This window comes from Caballeronia sp. dw_19 (assembly GCF_018449515.1).
Taxonomy (GTDB): domain Bacteria; phylum Pseudomonadota; class Gammaproteobacteria; order Burkholderiales; family Burkholderiaceae; genus Caballeronia.
This window is the reverse complement of record NZ_JAAVUQ010000003.1, coordinates 374,841-391,333: the sequence shown is the minus strand read 5'-3', so window position 1 is coordinate 391,333 and position 16,493 is coordinate 374,841. Positions and strand designations below refer to the sequence as shown.

At 59.4% G+C, this 16,493-nt stretch carries 13 protein-coding genes; 8 read left to right on the top strand and 5 right to left on the bottom strand.

Translation table 11 applies throughout. From position 1 onward, the window contains the following. Nucleotides 1-78: 78 nt before the first annotated feature. Complete coding sequence (locus tag HB376_RS06520) at nucleotides 79-777, bottom strand: pirin family protein (protein ID WP_213762600.1); 699 nt, start codon at nucleotides 775-777, stop codon at nucleotides 79-81. A gap of 680 nt (nucleotides 778-1,457) precedes the next feature. Here HB376_RS06520 and hisQ point away from each other — a divergent pair. The 4 genes from hisQ (at nucleotide 1,458) to HB376_RS06500 (ending at nucleotide 5,464) form a co-directional block, all read left to right on the top strand. Continuing rightward, the gene (hisQ, locus tag HB376_RS06515; RefSeq protein ID WP_213762651.1) at nucleotides 1,458-2,147 is read left to right on the top strand and encodes a histidine ABC transporter permease HisQ; all 690 of its coding nucleotides are present in this window, start codon (nucleotides 1,458-1,460) and stop codon (nucleotides 2,145-2,147) included. 122 nt (nucleotides 2,148-2,269) lie between these two features. After that, complete coding sequence (locus HB376_RS06510) at nucleotides 2,270-2,983, top strand: ABC transporter permease (RefSeq protein WP_213762599.1); 714 nt, start codon at nucleotides 2,270-2,272, stop codon at nucleotides 2,981-2,983. Between the two features lie 32 nt (nucleotides 2,984-3,015). Continuing rightward, complete coding sequence (locus HB376_RS06505; protein WP_213762598.1) at nucleotides 3,016-3,795, top strand: ATP-binding cassette domain-containing protein; 780 nt, start codon at nucleotides 3,016-3,018, stop codon at nucleotides 3,793-3,795. Between the two features lie 538 nt (nucleotides 3,796-4,333). Next, a complete protein-coding gene (locus HB376_RS06500; protein WP_213762597.1) occupies nucleotides 4,334-5,464 on the top strand; it encodes a porin in 1,131 nt (376 codons plus the stop codon). A 704-nt stretch (nucleotides 5,465-6,168) separates the two neighbouring features. On the opposite strand, the gene HB376_RS06495 is transcribed toward HB376_RS06500, so the two are convergent. The 3 genes from HB376_RS06495 to zwf all read right to left on the bottom strand — a co-directional run bounded on the left by HB376_RS06495 (nucleotide 6,169) and on the right by zwf (nucleotide 10,454). Continuing rightward, the gene (locus HB376_RS06495; protein ID WP_213762596.1) at nucleotides 6,169-8,097 is read right to left on the bottom strand and encodes a bifunctional transcriptional regulator/glucokinase; all 1,929 of its coding nucleotides are present in this window, start codon (nucleotides 8,095-8,097) and stop codon (nucleotides 6,169-6,171) included. Then, nucleotides 8,075-8,797: a 6-phosphogluconolactonase gene (gene pgl / locus HB376_RS06490; protein WP_213762595.1), complete on the bottom strand. Its 723-nt coding sequence runs from the start codon at nucleotides 8,795-8,797 to the stop codon at nucleotides 8,075-8,077. Before pgl ends, HB376_RS06495 begins: the two co-directional genes overlap by 23 nt. A 196-nt stretch (nucleotides 8,798-8,993) precedes the next feature. Next, a complete protein-coding gene (zwf, locus tag HB376_RS06485; RefSeq protein ID WP_213762594.1) occupies nucleotides 8,994-10,454 on the bottom strand; it encodes a glucose-6-phosphate dehydrogenase in 1,461 nt (486 codons plus the stop codon). A 528-nt stretch (nucleotides 10,455-10,982) separates the two neighbouring features. Between zwf and HB376_RS06480 the strand changes: the two genes are divergently transcribed. The 4 genes from HB376_RS06480 to ugpC all read left to right on the top strand — a co-directional run bounded on the left by HB376_RS06480 (nucleotide 10,983) and on the right by ugpC (nucleotide 15,427). Continuing rightward, nucleotides 10,983-12,236: an ABC transporter substrate-binding protein gene (locus HB376_RS06480; protein WP_213762593.1), complete on the top strand. Its 1,254-nt coding sequence runs from the start codon at nucleotides 10,983-10,985 to the stop codon at nucleotides 12,234-12,236. A 184-nt stretch (nucleotides 12,237-12,420) separates the two neighbouring features. Further along, nucleotides 12,421-13,344, top strand: a complete 924-nt coding sequence (locus HB376_RS06475; protein ID WP_346730451.1) for a sugar ABC transporter permease — start codon at nucleotides 12,421-12,423, stop codon at nucleotides 13,342-13,344. Beyond that, nucleotides 13,334-14,191, top strand: coding sequence for a carbohydrate ABC transporter permease (locus HB376_RS06470; RefSeq protein WP_213762591.1), 858 nt, complete (start codon nucleotides 13,334-13,336; stop codon nucleotides 14,189-14,191). Before HB376_RS06475 ends, HB376_RS06470 begins: the two co-directional genes overlap by 11 nt. Before the next feature lie 117 nt (nucleotides 14,192-14,308). After that, nucleotides 14,309-15,427, top strand: coding sequence for a sn-glycerol-3-phosphate ABC transporter ATP-binding protein UgpC (gene ugpC, locus HB376_RS06465; protein WP_213762590.1), 1,119 nt, complete (start codon nucleotides 14,309-14,311; stop codon nucleotides 15,425-15,427). Nucleotides 15,428-15,521: 94 nt separating this feature from the next. Here ugpC and HB376_RS06460 read toward each other — a convergent pair whose 3' ends face one another. Next, nucleotides 15,522-16,337: a hypothetical protein gene (locus HB376_RS06460; protein WP_213762589.1), complete on the bottom strand. Its 816-nt coding sequence runs from the start codon at nucleotides 16,335-16,337 to the stop codon at nucleotides 15,522-15,524. Nucleotides 16,338-16,493: the final 156 nt, after the last annotated feature.

Genomic DNA, 16,493 nt, shown 5'->3' with positions numbered 1-16,493 from the left:
ACAAAAGGCCGCGGAATCGCTTCCGCGGCCTTTTCTCGTCCCTTCCCCCAAAGACGGGAAAGATCAGCAAGTAACTGTTTACGCCAGGTCGAACAGGATCACTTCAGCGCCGGCGCCCTGATCCAGCGTGACCTTCGACACCCCTTCCAGCTTCGCGGCATCGCCCGCCACCAGCGCTTCGCCGTTCACCGAAATCGCGCCCCGCGCCACGTGCACATACACTCGCCTCCCGGCCGGCACGTCGAATTCCGCGCATTCATCGCCGTCGAAAAGACCTGCGTAAAGCTCGGCATCGGCGCCCAGCTTGACCGCGCCGTCCCGTCCCTCCGGCGACGCGATCACCCGCAGCCGGCCACGCTTTTCAGCGTCGTCGAAACGCTTTTCCTCGTAGCCCGGTGCATTGCTCGCTGCGTCCGGGATGATCCAGATCTGCAGGAAATGCGCGGTTTCAGTGGCCGAGCCATTGAACTCGCTATGCCGCACGCCCGTGCCGGCGCTCATGCGCTGGACGTCGCCGGGACGGATGGTCGAGCCGTTGCCCATGCTGTCCTTGTGCGACAGTGCGCCCTCGAGCACGTAACTGATGATTTCCATGTCGCGATGGCCGTGCGTCCCGAAACCCTGGCCACCCGCCACGCGATCCTCGTTGATCACCCGCAGCGCGCCGAAATGCACGTGCTTCGGGTCGTCATAGCCGGCGAAAGAAAAGCTGTGATACGAATCAAGCCAGCCATGGTTAGCGTGGCCGCGTTCGTTGGCGCGTCGAATTTCAAACATATCGAACTCCCGGTGATATTGCGATGGAGAGAATGTAAGGGCGCTCACCACGCTAAACAATCGCCTGTGCAGGCACCACACCGTCCTGAAAATGCGTGCAATCTCGATAGTGCGCGGGCATTGCAGGGAAAATCGAGCAACGGGACGCTCGAACCGGCGCGCGGCGCGCGGCCTCGGGCACCGGTCGGCTTCGGGTAGAATACCGGCCTTTTCAAGGGTCAGCGGCCGCCTGAGATGTCGGCGCCCCGCCGGAAAGGCGCGCCGGGAAAGCCGCACGGTGCGTCCGCGGACTTTAGCCGAGGTCGCATATTTTCGGGCGAAAGGTCTTTGTCGACAAAACGCACCAATTTTGGACACCTAGAATAAGCACCGCCGAAGACGGTCGGTTGACAGCAGTCCCTCTGGGCGCGGTCGAAGCGGCGGTGACCGGACGTGACCGCAGTTTGTTTGCCGGGGAGCGGGCGAGAGGTAGAACGAAGCAGAAAGAAGCAGCGCGGCTGCTGACGGCGGGTGTAGATAAACCAGGAACCAAGCACGGCGAGAGGCCCGGGTTCACCGAACACCCGAAGCAGGCCGCGAGACAGCGGTTATGTGAATTCAGGAAAAAAAGCGCGGCTGAACAGGCAACAGCGAAAAAAAGCGAAGGCCACGGCACACGCGCACGTCATCAAGGAATCACCATGTTTCTGCAAGGCTACGGGCCGCTTATCCTCTCGGGCACATGGCAAACCGTCAAGCTGGCGGTCTTGTCGCTCGTGTTCGCATTCGTGATCGGGCTCCTCGGCGCGGCGGCGAAACTGTCGAGGAATCGCATTTCTTCGGGCGCGGGCACGATCTACACCACGCTCGTGCGCGGCGTTCCGGACCTCGTGCTGATGCTGCTCCTGTTCTACAGCATCCAGATCTGGCTCAATCACCTCACCGATTTCCTGGGCTGGGATCAGATCGATATCGATCCGTTCGTCGCCGGTGTCATCGTGCTCGGTTTCATCTATGGCGCGTATTTCACCGAAACCTTCCGCGGCGCGTTCCTCTCCGTGCCACGCGGCCAGCTTGAGGCGGGCGCGGCTTACGGCATGACCCCATGGCAAACCTTCTCGCGAATCATGTTCCCGCAGATGATGCGTTTCGCGCTGCCGGGCATTGGCAACAACTGGCAGGTGATGGTGAAAGCGACCGCGCTGGTATCGATCATCGGTCTGGCGGACGTGGTCAAGGCCGCCCAGGACGCCGGCAAGGGCACGTTGCGGTTCTTCTTTTTCACGCTGCTCGCGGGCGCGGTCTATCTCGTGATCACCACGATATCGAATCTCGTGCTGATGTGGCTTGAACGGCGGTACTCGTCGGGCGTGCGCAAGGCTGACCTCTAGCCATGAGCAACATGAGAAGCCGAAAGCAGTCGCAGCCGGCATGCGGCGCATGTGCGCCAAGCGCCCTCGCTTGAACCCAGACATTACCGGCAACCCCAGGTAACCCCCACGCGGCGGAATCCATGCTCGAAATCATCCAGGAATACTGGCGCAACTATTTGTTCACCGACGGTTATCGCATCACCGGCCTCGCTATCACCCTATGGCTGCTGGTTGTATCGATCGTGCTCGGCTTCTGCCTGTCGATCCCGTTGTCGGTCGCGCGGGTGTCGAAGAACAAGTTCCTGTCGCGCGGCGTCTGGGTCTACACGTATATCTTCCGCGGCACGCCGCTCTACGTGCAACTGCTGCTCTGCTACACGGGCCTCTACAGCCTGCAAGTGGTCCGCGATCACGTGCTGCTCAACCAGTTTTTCCGCGATGGCATGCACTGCACGCTGCTCGCGTTCACGCTGAACACCTGCGCGTACACCACCGAAATCTTCGCCGGCGCGATCCGGGCGACGCCTTACGGCGAGATTGAAGCAGCGCGGGCGTACGGGATGTCGTCGTTCACGCTGTACCGGCGCGTGATCCTGCCGTCGGCGTTGCGCCGGGCGCTCCCCTACTACAGCAACGAAGTGATCCTGATGCTGCATGCGACCACCGTCGCGTTTACCGCCACCGTGCCGGACATCCTCAAGATTGCCCGCGACGTGAATTCCGCGACTTATCAATCGTTCCAGGCGTTCGGCATCGCCGCCCTGCTCTATTTGTGCATTTCGTTCGCGCTCGTGTGGCTGTTTCGCCGTGCCGAGTATCGCTGGCTCGCCTACTTGCGGCCGCAGGGTAAATAAGCCTCAAGGAACAGGAACAGGATCGGCACCTCATGAACACACCGGCATCCAAGCTTTTCGTCGATAACCTGCACAAGCAGTACGGCGACAACGAAGTCCTCAAGGGCGTCTCGCTAAGGGCGAAAGCCGGCGATGTGATCAGCGTCATCGGCTCGTCCGGGTCGGGCAAGAGCACGATGCTCCGCTGCATCAACTTTCTGGAGCAGCCAAATCAGGGCCGGATTTTTGTCGATGGCGAGGAAATCCGCACGCTCAAGGACAAGTACGGCGCGCTGAAAGCGGCTGAACCCAAGCAGTTGCAGCGCATGCGCACGCGTCTTTCCATGGTGTTCCAGCATTTCAACCTTTGGTCGCACCTGAGCGTGCTGGAAAACGTGATGGAGGCGCCGCTGAAAGTGCTGGGGCTATCGAAGCAGGAAGCGCTTGAGCGCGCGCGCACCTATCTCGAGAAAGTGGGACTCGCGCCGCGGCTGGAACAGCAGTATCCGTCGCATCTGTCGGGCGGCCAGCAGCAGCGCGTGGCGATCGCGCGAGCGCTGGCGATGCACCCGGACGTCATGCTCTTCGATGAACCGACTTCGGCGCTGGATCCCGAGCTGGTGAGCGAGGTGCTGAAGGTCATGCAGACGCTCGCCGAGGAGGGCCGCACGATGATCGTGGTCACGCACGAAATGGCGTTCGCCCGCAACGTGTCGAATCACGTGGTGTTTCTGCATCAAGGACGGATAGAAGAAGAAGGACGTCCCGACGACGTTTTCGGCAACACCCGCAGCGAGCGGCTCAGGCAATTCCTGTCGGGCAACCTGAAGTAAAACTACAGACTGACCACGCCGCAAAACCGAAAGCGCCCCAAGGGGCGCTTTTTTAGTTGGTATATCTAAACAGACACGGGGTCTTTAAGCCCTCGGTGCATTAACCGCACGCGCATCGTCCGTCAATAGAGGCAATCCATAGCGTTAAGGGGCAAGATCACCCACACCCTTATCCCACAAGGGTTTGCGCCTTTTTTTGCCCACCTCGTGCAAACCCGCAACACACCGATCATTGCATTTTCGAGACAGAAAGTGGGTTGGCAACAATTTTCTTGGCGGCACAAAGGTATTTTGCTAAATTAGTAATCAAAGTACGGAAACGAAGTTCATTAAAAGTAGTTTTACTTCAAAAAGAACTGAGGAGACACCGATCCCAAGTCGGTTGTGACACGGGCAGCCACTCAACGTGGCATCCCGGACGTCACGGACACCCGTCCTTCGGGTGTCATCCCTCTAAATAGTTTCCGGTTCGGTGCGCTGGCGCCGGACCAATACCGCCGCTTTTAGGCTTCTATTTTTGACAGGGTTGGAGGAGATGATGAAGAAAGCTTTGCTCGCGGCTTCGCTGCTGACGGTCGGCGTTGTGGCGCACGCTCAAAGTAGCGTGACGCTCTACGGCCGGCTCGACGCCGGTCTGGAATACATGAATGGTGCCCCGACAGGCGGGGCCAATGGCGTTACCACCGGCAGCTCGAACCGTTTCCGCGCGGAAAGCGGCGACTGGGGTACGAGCCTGTGGGGCATGAAGGGCGTGGAAGACCTGGGCGGCGGCAACAAGGCCGTGTTCCAGTTGGAAGGCAGCTTCAGCACCACGACGGGCGCAGGTCCGGGCAACAACGAGATCTTCAATCGCTGGGCGACGGTAGGCCTCGCCAACGATCAGTTCGGTACCTTGTTGCTGGGTCGCGAACTGTTCATCGCCAACGGCGTGTGGGACTTTGACCCGTTCGGTCAGTCGAACTGGTCGTCGGCTTCGTTGGTGCGCGGTCGTAACTGGACGCAATCGAGCAACAACATTTCGTACCAGTCGCCGAAGTTCCAGGGCTTGGACTTCTACGGCCAGTACGCGTTCTCGAACGCGACGTCCTTCAACGGTAACGGCACGACGCCGCAAGGCCGCGAAGCGGGCGCTCAGGTCACGTACACGACGTCGCTGTTCCAGTTGCGCGGCATGTACGACGAAATCCGCGATCCTAGCAACGGCCAGCTGGACGGCACGGCATCCACGTCGAATTTCGGCGCGTTCTCGGCCTCGCGTGAATACACGGCGATGTTCAACGTGTTCCTCGGTCAGTTCAAGATCCAGGGCGCCTACCAGGCAATCCGTACCGCAGGCGCTGGTTCGTTGCCGCTTGGCACGCCGACCACTCTCGATCACGAATGGGGCGGCGTAACGTGGCAAGCAACGCCGGCAGCAGCGTTGATCGCAGCGGTCTATCACGTCAACGCCAACAACGGTGCCGGCAATGCGACCATCTATACGGTCGGCGGCTCGTACAACCTGTCGAAGCGCACCTTGCTGGATATCCAGGTCGCAACCACGCAGAACAGCAAGACGGCAAACTTTGGCCTGAACGCCAACAACCCGGGTAATACGGTTTCGACCGATAACCCGCTGCCGGGTCACAGCCAGAGCGGTGTGTACGCAGGCATCCAGCACTCGTTCTAAGCCGAACGAATCAGCCGGAGCAAGTACGACAGAGAGAGAGTTATAAGGTTTTCACGCTGCTGCGAGAGGCGCGTATCGGTGCGGTGTTCGAAAGGGCATCGCACCGTTTTTTATTGTTCGCACCGGTGGACGGGTTTTGGTCTTCTTTTAGGGGTGTGGGTTGTTTTAGATCTTCGGGGGTTGTGGGTTGAGATTGTTAGGTTTCCTCTCGACTGGTTGTGGTTGGTGGTGTTGGGGCTATGTCAGGTTGTTGGTGGTCGGGGTTTATGCTTTCGGTGTTAGTGGTCGGAGTCAGTGCCGGGTTGGTGCTTTCCGCCGTGGTGGCCTGCCTGAGTTGGATTTTCTCTTTATCACTATTAGCCACTGTGCGTGGCGGCACGTCATTTCTTTGTCCAAAGCGACAAAGAAACGAAGCAAAGAAAACGCTTTTAAACCACGCTACCCTAAGTGTCCACAGCGTGCAGTTTTGATTCATAGGTGCCCCAAAAGCACGGTGCTCGCCAGAGCGAAGGATATTTGAACCCCTCCTTCTCGCGAATCCTGACACGAACACGCTTCGCCCCCAACGCTCTCGGGCAAGCTCCTGCCCCCACGGATCAGCGCAGCCCTCAGTTATCCTTATCGTGCCGTGACCCCTAACTAAAAAGCCCCCGATGCAAACTTCGCATCGGAGGCTTTTTATCGCCACAGTCACTCATGCCCCACTAATCGCGGGCTATGCCTGCCGCGCCGTGACTCAGCCAGTCAAGCACCGCGCCCGTCTCGTCATCGCCCGCCTCCCGGACCTTCGTCATTGCTTCGCTCACGTCTGCGCTAGCGTCCGGTACCGCTCGGCGGATCGCCACGCCTACCGCAAGAATGTCGATCATCACCAAATGCAAAATGCGCGAAATCATCGACATCTGTGATTCGCGAATCTCAATGTGATCCGTCTCCAACGCGACAGTTGCACGCTTGGCCAACGGCGTGTTGCTCGACGTGATCGCCACCACCGTCGCGCCCTGCTGCATCGCAATTTCAAGCACACGCAACAACTCCGGCGCACGCCCCGACTTCGATACCGCCACAATCACATCGCCCTTGCCCAACAACGCCGCCGACGCCGCCTGCATGTACAGATCACCATAAGCAATGGTCGGGATGCCAAAACGGAAGAACTTGTAATGCGCATCCTGCGCCACGATGTTCGAATTGCCCAAGCCGTAAAACTCGATCCGCCGCGCACCATTCAAAATGTCAATCGCACGTTCCACATGGTCGAAGTTCAAATGCTCACGCAGTTGCAGAATCGCAGACACCGTGTTGTCCAACACCTTCGCGCCAAAATCAGTGGCAGTGTCGCCCAGATGAACCTGGCTGTGACTCACCGGGATCGTACCGGTCAAACCCGTCGCCAACTTCAACTTGAAATCCGATAGCCCCTGGCATCCCAACGACCGGCAAAAACGAATCACCGTGGGCTGGCTGACGTCGGCCTTGCGCGCAATATCGATGATCGGATCATTGATGATCGAACGCGGATGATTCAACGCAAGATCCGCCACGCGGCGCTCGGCAGGCGTCAACGCATCGCGCATCTGGCGAATCCGCTCGAATACCGCGGACGAACCGCCGTTCGCACGATTCGACAATTGCTCCGACAAAATGGCCGATACCCCAAGAAACGCCGGATATTCCGCCGTGATGATGAACGTGGGAACGCTCGACAAATACTGCTGGAAACGCCCCTTCGCCTCGAACCGCTCGCGAAACGGCGACTTCGTGAACAACTCGCCCAACTTCAACACCACCCCGCCGCCGATAAAAATCCCGCCCAACGCACCCAGCGTCACCGCAATATTCCCGGCAAACGTACCCAGAATGCCGCAGAAACAGTTCACGGCTTCAAGCGCCAACGCCTCGCCATCGTGAGCGCGCTGCGTAATGCTGGCCGACTCGAGATCGTCCGGCACCGTCACACCATCGCGTTCGGCAAGCGCCTCGTAAATCAGCAACAAACCCGGTCCCGCCGCCACGCGCTCAAACGACACATGCGGCCATTTCGTGCGCGCAAAACGCATCACCAGGTCTTCACGTTCGTTCGACGGCGCAAAGCTCGCATGACCGCCCTCGCTGCCAAGCGCAATCCAGCGGTCATCGGCGGGAATCAGGCCGGACACGCCCAGGCCCGTACCCGGCCCCAGCAAGCCGATCACGCTGTTCTGACGGCGCGAACCACCACCCACTTGCACACGCTGCGCGTCGGTCAAGCCGGGTAACGCCATCGCCAAGGCGGTGAAGTCGTTGACGACCAGCAAGGTGTCGAAACCCAGCGCCCGGCGCGTGGCTTCGATCGAAAAGCTCCAGTCGTGATTCGTCATCGAGACGTGATCGCCGTCCACCGGATTCGCAATCGCCACCGCCGCATGGTTGACGCGGCTCACCTTGATGTCCTTCAGATACTGCTGCATCGCCTCAGCAATGCCCGGATAGTCGCGGCCGGGATACACCCGTATTTCGCCAATCACGCCCGGCGCCATCTCAAGTGCAAACCGCGCGTTGGTGCCGCCAACATCGGCCAAAAGCCTGGGTCCGTCGGCGTGCTGACTTCCGGCCGCTACCGTTACGGCCTTACTTTGCACACCAGTAGACATCGAGCCTGACTCCCTGAGCATTTGCCAACGTGGAGATGGCGTTTTTTTGCGGTGCGGCAAGCGCAGCGTTCAGTACATCCAGCTTCTTCTGGCCACTAATGAACAGATAAAGCTGCTTGACACCCTTGAGCGCGGACATGGACAACGAAACACGCGCGTGCGGCGCGCTGCCCGGATGAACCGAGATGAACCGGTCAGCCGTCGATATGGCAAACGCCCACTCGGGGGCATCGGCGAAAATGGACGCCGTATGGCCGTCCTCGCCCATGCCGAGCACGGCGACGTCAGGCACCCGGCGCTGCGGATCGGCGTTCAGGTCCGCAATGTGCGCGTCCAGCGGCCGTGCCGTGTCCACCAGCGGCAGGAAATACGCGCCGCTCGCTGCGTTCTGCAACAGCGTTTCACGCGCGAAGCGCGCATTGCTTGCGCCGTCCGTCTCGGGCACCCAGCGGTCATCGACCAGGGTGACGTCGATATGCGCCCAGTCAAGCGCGCGGGTCGACAGGGTTTGCAAGAATGGCTTCGGGCTCGTGCCGCCAGATACAGCGAGCGTTGCGTGCTGGATGGGGTTGCCAGCCACAGCGGCATCAGCCGACGCCGCTCCGCGAGCCGCGAGCGTTGCGGTAAGCGCATCGCCTACCGCTTCTGCCAATGCGTCGGATTGGGCGCTTGGCTCATCAAAAGTATGAAGCTGGATCACTGCTCCTCCATGCTGCCTTGTTTTGGTTTCATTTCGCCCGTTACGACAACGCTTGAACCACTGCTTGAACCACTTTCAGCGTCGCGCAACAGGATTTGTCTCGGCTTTAATTGCAACATGTCTACAGCGCGTACGTCCTAGAACACGTTCCACCGACCCAGTACCACGGTCTGACTACTAATCTTGCTTCCCGGCTTCAATTCTCTTCTTCCAGCCAGCACGTTCCGTGCTGCGCCAGCATCGCGCTTGCGGCCGCCGGTCCCCAGGTGCCCGATGCATAAGGCTTCGGCGGTTTAGCAGACGCCGCCCATTCGTCCAGGATCGGCTCCACATAACGCCACGCAGCTTCCTGCTCGTCACGCCGCACAAACAACGCGAGACGCCCATTGATCACGTCGAGCAGCAAGCGCTGATACGCCTCCATCTGCCCTTCCTTGAAAAACTTGTCGAAGGCGAGATCCAGATGGACGCTCGCGAGATTCATGCCCTCGCCGGGCTGCTTGGCCAGGCAATACAAGCGAATGGTTTCGTTCGGCTGCAAGCGAATCACCAGCCGGTTCGCACCGGCACGCAATGCGTTCGCACCCAGCGCCGAATGCGGCACGGGGCGGAAGTTCACAACAATCTCCGCCGTGCGATCCGCCAGCCGCTTGCCTGTGCGCAGGAAAAACGGTACGCCAGCCCAGCGCCAGTTTTCGATTTCCACCTTCAACGCAACAAACGTCTCGGTATTGCTATCCGGACGCACGCCTTTTTCGGTCGCATACGCCGGCACCGATGTTCCCTTGATCACGCCAGCATGATATTGGCCGCGCACGGCAACCTTGCTGATGTCGCGCGGATCGACAGGTTTAAGCGCGCGCAGCACGCGCAGCTTTTCGTCCCGCACGGAATCCGAATCCATGGAATGCGGCGGTTCCATCGTCACGATGGAAAGCAGCTGCAGCAAGTGGTTCTGCACCATGTCGCGCAATGCGCCGGTGTTGTCGTAGAAGTCGCCGCGCGCTTCCACGCCAAGCTCTTCCGCAATCGTGATCTGGATGCTCTCCACCCACTCGCGGCGCCACAGCGGTTCGAACAGCGCATTGCCGAAGCGCAGCGCGAGCAGGTTCTGCACCGGCTCCTTGCCGAGGTAATGATCGATCCGGTAAATCTGTTCTTCCGCGAAGATCTCGCCCACTGCGTCGTTGATTGCCTTCGACGACTTCAAGTCGTAACCCAGCGGCTTTTCCAGCACGATCCGCGCGTTTTCGTTCAGGCCGACATCGGCGAGCGCCCGGCAGATCGGTACGAACAACGACGGTCCCGTCGCCAGATAAAACACCCGCGTGCCCTCGTGCTCGTTCACCGCATCGCGCAGCAACTTGAAGTCTTCCGGCTTGCCAAGGTCGAGACGAACGTAGACGAAACGCTCCAGGAAACGCTTCCACACGCTTTCGTCGACGCCATTCTTCGACACGTGCGGCTTGACGTGTTCTTCGACCCAATTCAAATACGCCTCGCGATCTTCGGCGGCGCGCGCCACCGCGACAATCTTGCCGCCTTCAGCGAGCATGCCGCCACGGTGCGCTTCGAACAGCGCCGGCAGGATCTTGCGCATCGACAGATCGCCTGTTCCGCCGAACAGAACAAAGGTGAAATTAGAGTCGTTTTGCATGTGTCTCCGCAGGGTTCAGGAGGACCGTAGTCCAATAAAATTTTTTTTGACACTGAATTGTAGTTTAACTACAATTCAAATCAAGGGGTAACGTGATCCCGGAAAAAAACACTTAGTCAATCAGAACATGCGTGTTTTCCCGGAGATTCATGTCTAGTTGCATGGTAATTGACCTCAGCCGATGACGCTTTTGCCAGATAGGCAACGGTGCGGCAAGGGACAAAAGCCGCTTGATGCAAAACCCCGGACGCACGCCGCGCTGGTTCATGCCAGTGTGAACGGGCAAAAATCAAAAGAGGAGACACAGTTGCGATTCGACACACTCATCTCTTGAGAGCCGTGCGGCCGTGGTTCGGTCTGCCGGCCAGGCTGGCGTGCCCAAGGTTCCTTGCCCTGGACAACGCTTGGCCTTTTCCCGCCGACACCGCCGATAACCGGCCACTTCAGTTTGTTCATGTTCCAGCCATCGCTTCCTGGCGGCATCAGGGGCCAATCGTTTTTTGTTCAGGTGTTCGGAGGAGATAAACAATGAAATTTCGCAAGCTCATCGGCGCGCTCGGCGCCGCAGGTCTGTTGTGCGGCGTGTCGGCGCAGACGGTTCAGGCGGCTGAATCCCTGTCGGTACTGCACTGGTGGACTTCCGGTGGCGAGTCGAAGGCTGTTGGCGTGTTGAAAGACGACATGACCAAAGAGGGCTACACCTGGAAGGACTTCGCCGTTGCAGGCGGTGCGGGCGCGGCGGCCATGACGGCGCTCAAGACCCAGGTCATCTCGGGCAACGCACCATCGGCAGCACAGATCAAGGGTCCGCTGATCCAGGAATGGGCTGAACAAGGCGTGCTCGTGCCGATCGACTCGGTTGCCGGCGACTGGAAAAAGAACCTGCCGCCCGAAATCGACAAGACGATTCGTGCCGATGGCCACTACGTCGCCGCGCCCTTCTCGGTGCATCGCGTGAACTGGCTGTGGATCAACAAGGCGGCACTGGACAAGGCAGGCGGCAAGGTTCCGACCACGTGGCCGGAATTCTTCGCGCTGGCTGACAAGATGAAGGCCCAGGGTATCGTTCCGGTGGCAGCAGGCGGCCAGCCGTGGCAAGACCTGACCTTGTGGGAAGACGTCGTGCTGTCGCAAGGCGCGGACTTCTACAAGAAGGCGATTGTCGACCTGGACCAGAAGACGCTGACGTCGGACCAGATGGTTGGGGTCTTCGACACGGTGCGCAAGATCGAAACGTATTTCGATAACGGCCGCACCGGCCGCGACTGGAACCTGGCGACCGCCATGGTCATCAACGGCAAGGCCGGCATGCAATTCATGGGCGACTGGGCCAAGGGCGAGTTCGCGGGCGCGAACAAGACCGCCGGTACGGACTATGTCTGCGCACCGGTGCCGGGCACCTCCAAGCAGTACACGTTCAACGTCGACTCGTTCGTGTTCTTCCAGCAGAAGGGCTCGAAGGAAGCAACGCCGGGACAACTGGCGCTCGCCAAGACCATCATGTCGCCTGCGTTCCAGGAACAGTTCAGCCTGTACAAGGGCTCGATCCCGGTTCGCCTGGGTGTATCGATGGCCAAGTTCGACGCCTGCGGCAAGCAGTCGTACGCCGATGAACAGACGGCCATCAAGGCCGGCGGTTATGTGCCGTCGCTGGCACACGGCATGGCGCAAGGCGACGCAACAGCAGGCGCGATCACTGACGTCGTGACGAAGTTCATGAACTCGACGCAGGATTCGAAGAGCGCAGTTGCCGCTCTCGCGAATGCCGCGAAGACGAAGTAACCGCGCGAAGTAAGCGAGAAGTAATCGTTTCGTTTGACACCGGGCGCGCGGCTTTTTAACCGGCCGCGCGCCCGGGCAAATCCCAAGCATGAGTTGGCGTAAAAACTGCTGTATCCCTGTTCCGGCCTGAGACTCTTGCCGGCAAATTTCCAGGAGTCGAGAAGTGGCTGCCTCCCCTAGCGGTATCGCGAGCAAGACATCGCGCACCCCGCCTCGCCGCACGTCGCCTCTGGCGGCGCTTGCCGATACATACATTCCGAAGCTCGTACTCGCGCCAAGCGTGCTGATTGCACTGGTGTTCGTGTACGGCTTTATCCTTATCACCGGCTGGCTTTCGCTGACCAATTCGCGATTGATGCCGCGCTATGAATTCACCGGCTTCCAGCGCTACACCGAGCTGTTCTCGAACGACGTCTGGTGGACGTCGGCTGCGAACCTCGGCTGGTTCGGCATTCCGTTCATTGCGATCTGCGTCGGGCTCGGGCTGTTCCTGGCCATCCTGCTCGACCAGAAGATCCGTAACGAAGGCGCGTTGCGCGCGATTTTCCTGTACCCGATGGCGTTGTCGTTCATCGTGACGGGTACGGCGTGGCAATGGATCCTGAATCCCGGCCTCGGATTGGAAAAGGTCTTCCACGACTGGGGCTGGACGAGCTTCTCGTTCGACTGGCTCGGCAACCCCGACAAGGCGATCTTCTGCGTGGTGATCGCGGCCGTGTGGCAATCCACCGGCTTCGTGATGGCCCTGTTCCTCGCCGGTTTGCGCGGCGTGGACGCGGAGATCTTCAAGGCCGCGCAGATGGACGGTGCATCGTTGCCGCGGATCTATCGCAAGATCGTGATCCCGAGCATGCGGCCCGTGTTCTTCTCCGTGCTGCTGATTCTCTGCCACATCACCATCAAGACCTTCGACCTCGTGGTTGCGATGACCGCGGGCGGTCCGGGCACGTCGTCTTCGCTGCCAGCCATGTTCATGTACACGTTTTCGTTTAACCGCGGGCAGTTGGGCCTGGGCGCCGCTTCATCCATGATGATGCTCGCCACCGTCGTCGCCGTGCTGGTGCCGCTCATGTATCTGGAATCGAGGAGCACGCGCAATGGAATCTAAGATGACGATCAGCCGCGCCGTCATCTATGCGGCGCTGGTTCTGTTTGCCCTGTATTTCCTGTTCCCGATCTACGTGATGCTCTCGACGTCCTTCAAGGACCTCGACCAGTTGCGCACCGGCAACCTGCTCACGCCGCCGACCTCGTTCACGTTCGCACCCTGGATCAAGGCGTGGTCGCAATCGTGTACCGGCGTGCGTTGCGACGGCATGGAACCGTTCTTCATGAACTCCGTGCGCATGGTGATCCCGGCCGTGCTGATCTCGTCGATAGTCGGCGCGTTCAACGGTTACGTGCTCACGCACTGGCGCTTTCGCGGCGCCGACGCCGTGTTCACCATGCTGCTGGTCGGATGTTTCATCCCGTTCCAGGCCATCCTTTTGCCGATGGCGCGTTTGCAAGGTTTGCTGGGACTCGCTAACACCACGACCGGTCTCGTGCTGGTGCACGTGGTCTACGGTATCGCGTTCACCACCATGTTCTTCCGCAATTTCTACGTGAGCATTCCGGCGGAACTGGTGAAGGCGGCACGTATTGACGGGGCGGGTTTCTTCACCATCTTCACGAAGATCCTGCTGCCGGTGTCGCTGCCTATTTTCATGGTGTGCCTGATTTGGCAATTCACGCAGATCTGGAACGACTTCCTGTTCGGGATCGTGTTCTCCGGCGTCGATTCAATGCCGATCACCGTCGCCCTGAACAACCTGGTCAACACATCGACGGGCGTGAAGGAATACAACGTCGACATGGCTGCCGCGATCATTGCCGCCCTGCCCACCCTGCTCGTCTACATGGTCGCCGGCCGGTTCTTCGTGCGTGGCCTGACAGCGGGCGCGGTGAAGGGCTGATTTCCGGGGCTGATTTCCGCGGAGCGCCTTCAGTTGCTGAACGGCGCTCGCGACAGAAGATCAACTGAAGCGCGGAAGAACATTAATTCGGCGCAGAGACATTAAAGGATTCACAGCATGGCAAGCCTTTCTATCCGTGACGTGTACAAGACTTATGCGAACGGCGTGCCCGTTCTGAAGGGCGTGAACATCGACATCGAGGACGGGCAGTTCCTGATCCTCGTGGGCGGTTCAGGCTGCGGCAAGTCCACGTTGCTCAATATGATCGCCGGGCTGGAAACGGTCACCAAGGGCGACATCATGATCGACGGCAAGACGGTGAACAACCTCTCGCCGAAGGATCGCGACATTGCGATGGTGTTCCAGTCGTACGCGCTGTATCCGTCCATGACGGTGCGCGAGAACATCTCGTTCGGCCTGAACATTCGCAAGGTGCCGAAGGACGAGCAGAAGGCGATCGTCACGCGCGTGTCGGACACATTGCAGATCCAGCATTTGCTCGATCGCAAGCCCGGTCAGTTGTCGGGCGGTCAGCGTCAGCGGGTGGCCATGGGGCGTGCGCTGGCGCGTGATCCGGTGATGTTCCTGTTCGACGAGCCGCTGTCGAATCTCGATGCCAAGCTGCGGATCGAGATGCGCTCGGAGATCAAGCTGCTGCATCAGCGTCTTGGAACGACGATTGTGTATGTGACGCACGATCAGATCGAAGCCATGACGCTCGGCGACCGGATCGCGGTGATGAAGGACGGCGTGGTGCAGCAGTTCGGTGCACCGCAGGACATCTATGATTCGCCGGCGAACTTGTTCGTGGCGGGTTTCATTGGCGCGCCGCCGATGAATTTTATCGATGGCAAGCTGGTCGATGCCGGATCGGGTGTCGGACTTGAGGTCGATACGGGCGTGACGCGCACCGTGCTGAACCTGCCGTTCGATGCCACGGCAATGCGCGGCAAGATCGGTCAGAACGTGATTCTTGGTTTGCGGCCGGAGCGGATTACCGATGCGCGCAGCGCGCATAACGTTGAAGACGCCCGGTTGCAGCCTATTGAGGTGAAGATCGATGTGATCGAACCTACGGGTCCGGATACGCTGGTGTTCACGCAGGTGAACGGCAAGCGCGTGGTGAGCCGCGTGCATCCGGCATCGAACCCGCAACCGCTGACGAACATGACGCTGTTGTTCGATGTATCGAAGGCGGTGTTGTTCGATTCGAAGAGCGAAGAACGGCTGGCTTGAGGTTGAACGTTTTGCTTGGAAAAAGCCGCTGCCCTCACGGACAGCGGCTTTTTGTTTTGGATGCCTGGCGTTCGCGCGCCCGTTACTTAATGGCTTACTGCCCTGCCCCACCCGCGTGATACTCAGCGCGCTGGCGCTCCAGGCTGCGGCCCAGATCGCCCTCGAACACGGCGGAGCCTTGATGGCTCAGATTCGATTTCGTATCGATGGCAGGCGTAATGCCGATCGCCGCACACCGCCGGCAAAACGCATAGTCCTCCGAAAGATAGCTCCCGGACTGCGGGTCGATCATGGTGTCGAAGAACGCGTAGTGGTTCCCGGCGATTTTCCCGGTCTTATGGTCCGGCCGATCAACCAGGTCAGCCCGGTAACGAAGCTCTGGAAAGCTGCTTGCGAGTTTCAAAAATACCTCGCGTTTGATGAGCATGAATCCAGTCGGTGCGTCGATGACATCGAGAAAACCGTTTTCGTCCGGTTCCAGTTCGGCCGAAACCGAGGTGGCCGGATAACGGGCAAAGCGCGCGCGGAAATCGACTTTCTTCGTGCCAGCCGGCAAAGCCTCGGGCAAACCCTCCGATGGCCAGCCATCGGTTTTCAGCGGATAGACGCCCGCCACCAAAGGACGATCTGCCTGAAGCAGCCGAACGACATCCGAACCCTTGAAACCGATATCGCCGTCGATCCACATCAGGTGCGTGAACCGATCGTCCGCAAGATATTCCGCGACCATCGTGTTGCGAGCACGCGTGATCAGGCTGTCGAAGCTATTGAAATTTACCCAAAGACCAAATCCGTGTTCGTCAGCGGTGTCGTACAGATCGAGAAGCCCATGGACATAGCTGGTGGTCACGACGCCACCGTAACTGGGCGTGGCCACAAATACATTGGCTTTGATTTTTACATCAGTCATCAAGCTTGCTCCAGATAGGGTGAGAATTTATGTCGGCCTGATGGTCCGAGAAGGGTCCGAGACCTCGATACGCTCCCCTGTTTCAATCAATGAAGCAGCGGGTTGCGAAGGCATCCTATCGGAATAATTCATCTCGAAAAACCAGCCCCGTGTGGC

Excerpts from the sequence above, each read along its gene's own strand:
- HB376_RS06520 (WP_213762600.1), bottom strand. The coding sequence starts at position 777 with ATGTTTGAAATTCGACGCGCCAACGAACGCGGCCACGCTAACCATGGC.
- hisQ (WP_213762651.1), top strand. The coding sequence starts at position 1,458 with ATGTTTCTGCAAGGCTACGGGCCGCTTATCCTCTCGGGCACATGGCAA.
- HB376_RS06510 (WP_213762599.1), top strand. The coding sequence starts at position 2,270 with ATGCTCGAAATCATCCAGGAATACTGGCGCAACTATTTGTTCACCGAC.
- HB376_RS06505 (WP_213762598.1), top strand. The coding sequence starts at position 3,016 with ATGAACACACCGGCATCCAAGCTTTTCGTCGATAACCTGCACAAGCAG.
- HB376_RS06500 (WP_213762597.1), top strand. The coding sequence starts at position 4,334 with ATGAAGAAAGCTTTGCTCGCGGCTTCGCTGCTGACGGTCGGCGTTGTG.
- HB376_RS06495 (WP_213762596.1), bottom strand. The coding sequence starts at position 8,097 with ATGTCTACTGGTGTGCAAAGTAAGGCCGTAACGGTAGCGGCCGGAAGT.
- zwf (WP_213762594.1), bottom strand. The coding sequence starts at position 10,454 with ATGCAAAACGACTCTAATTTCACCTTTGTTCTGTTCGGCGGAACAGGC.
- HB376_RS06480 (WP_213762593.1), top strand. The coding sequence starts at position 10,983 with ATGAAATTTCGCAAGCTCATCGGCGCGCTCGGCGCCGCAGGTCTGTTG.
- HB376_RS06470 (WP_213762591.1), top strand. The coding sequence starts at position 13,334 with ATGGAATCTAAGATGACGATCAGCCGCGCCGTCATCTATGCGGCGCTG.
- ugpC (WP_213762590.1), top strand. The coding sequence starts at position 14,309 with ATGGCAAGCCTTTCTATCCGTGACGTGTACAAGACTTATGCGAACGGC.
- HB376_RS06460 (WP_213762589.1), bottom strand. The coding sequence starts at position 16,337 with ATGACTGATGTAAAAATCAAAGCCAATGTATTTGTGGCCACGCCCAGT.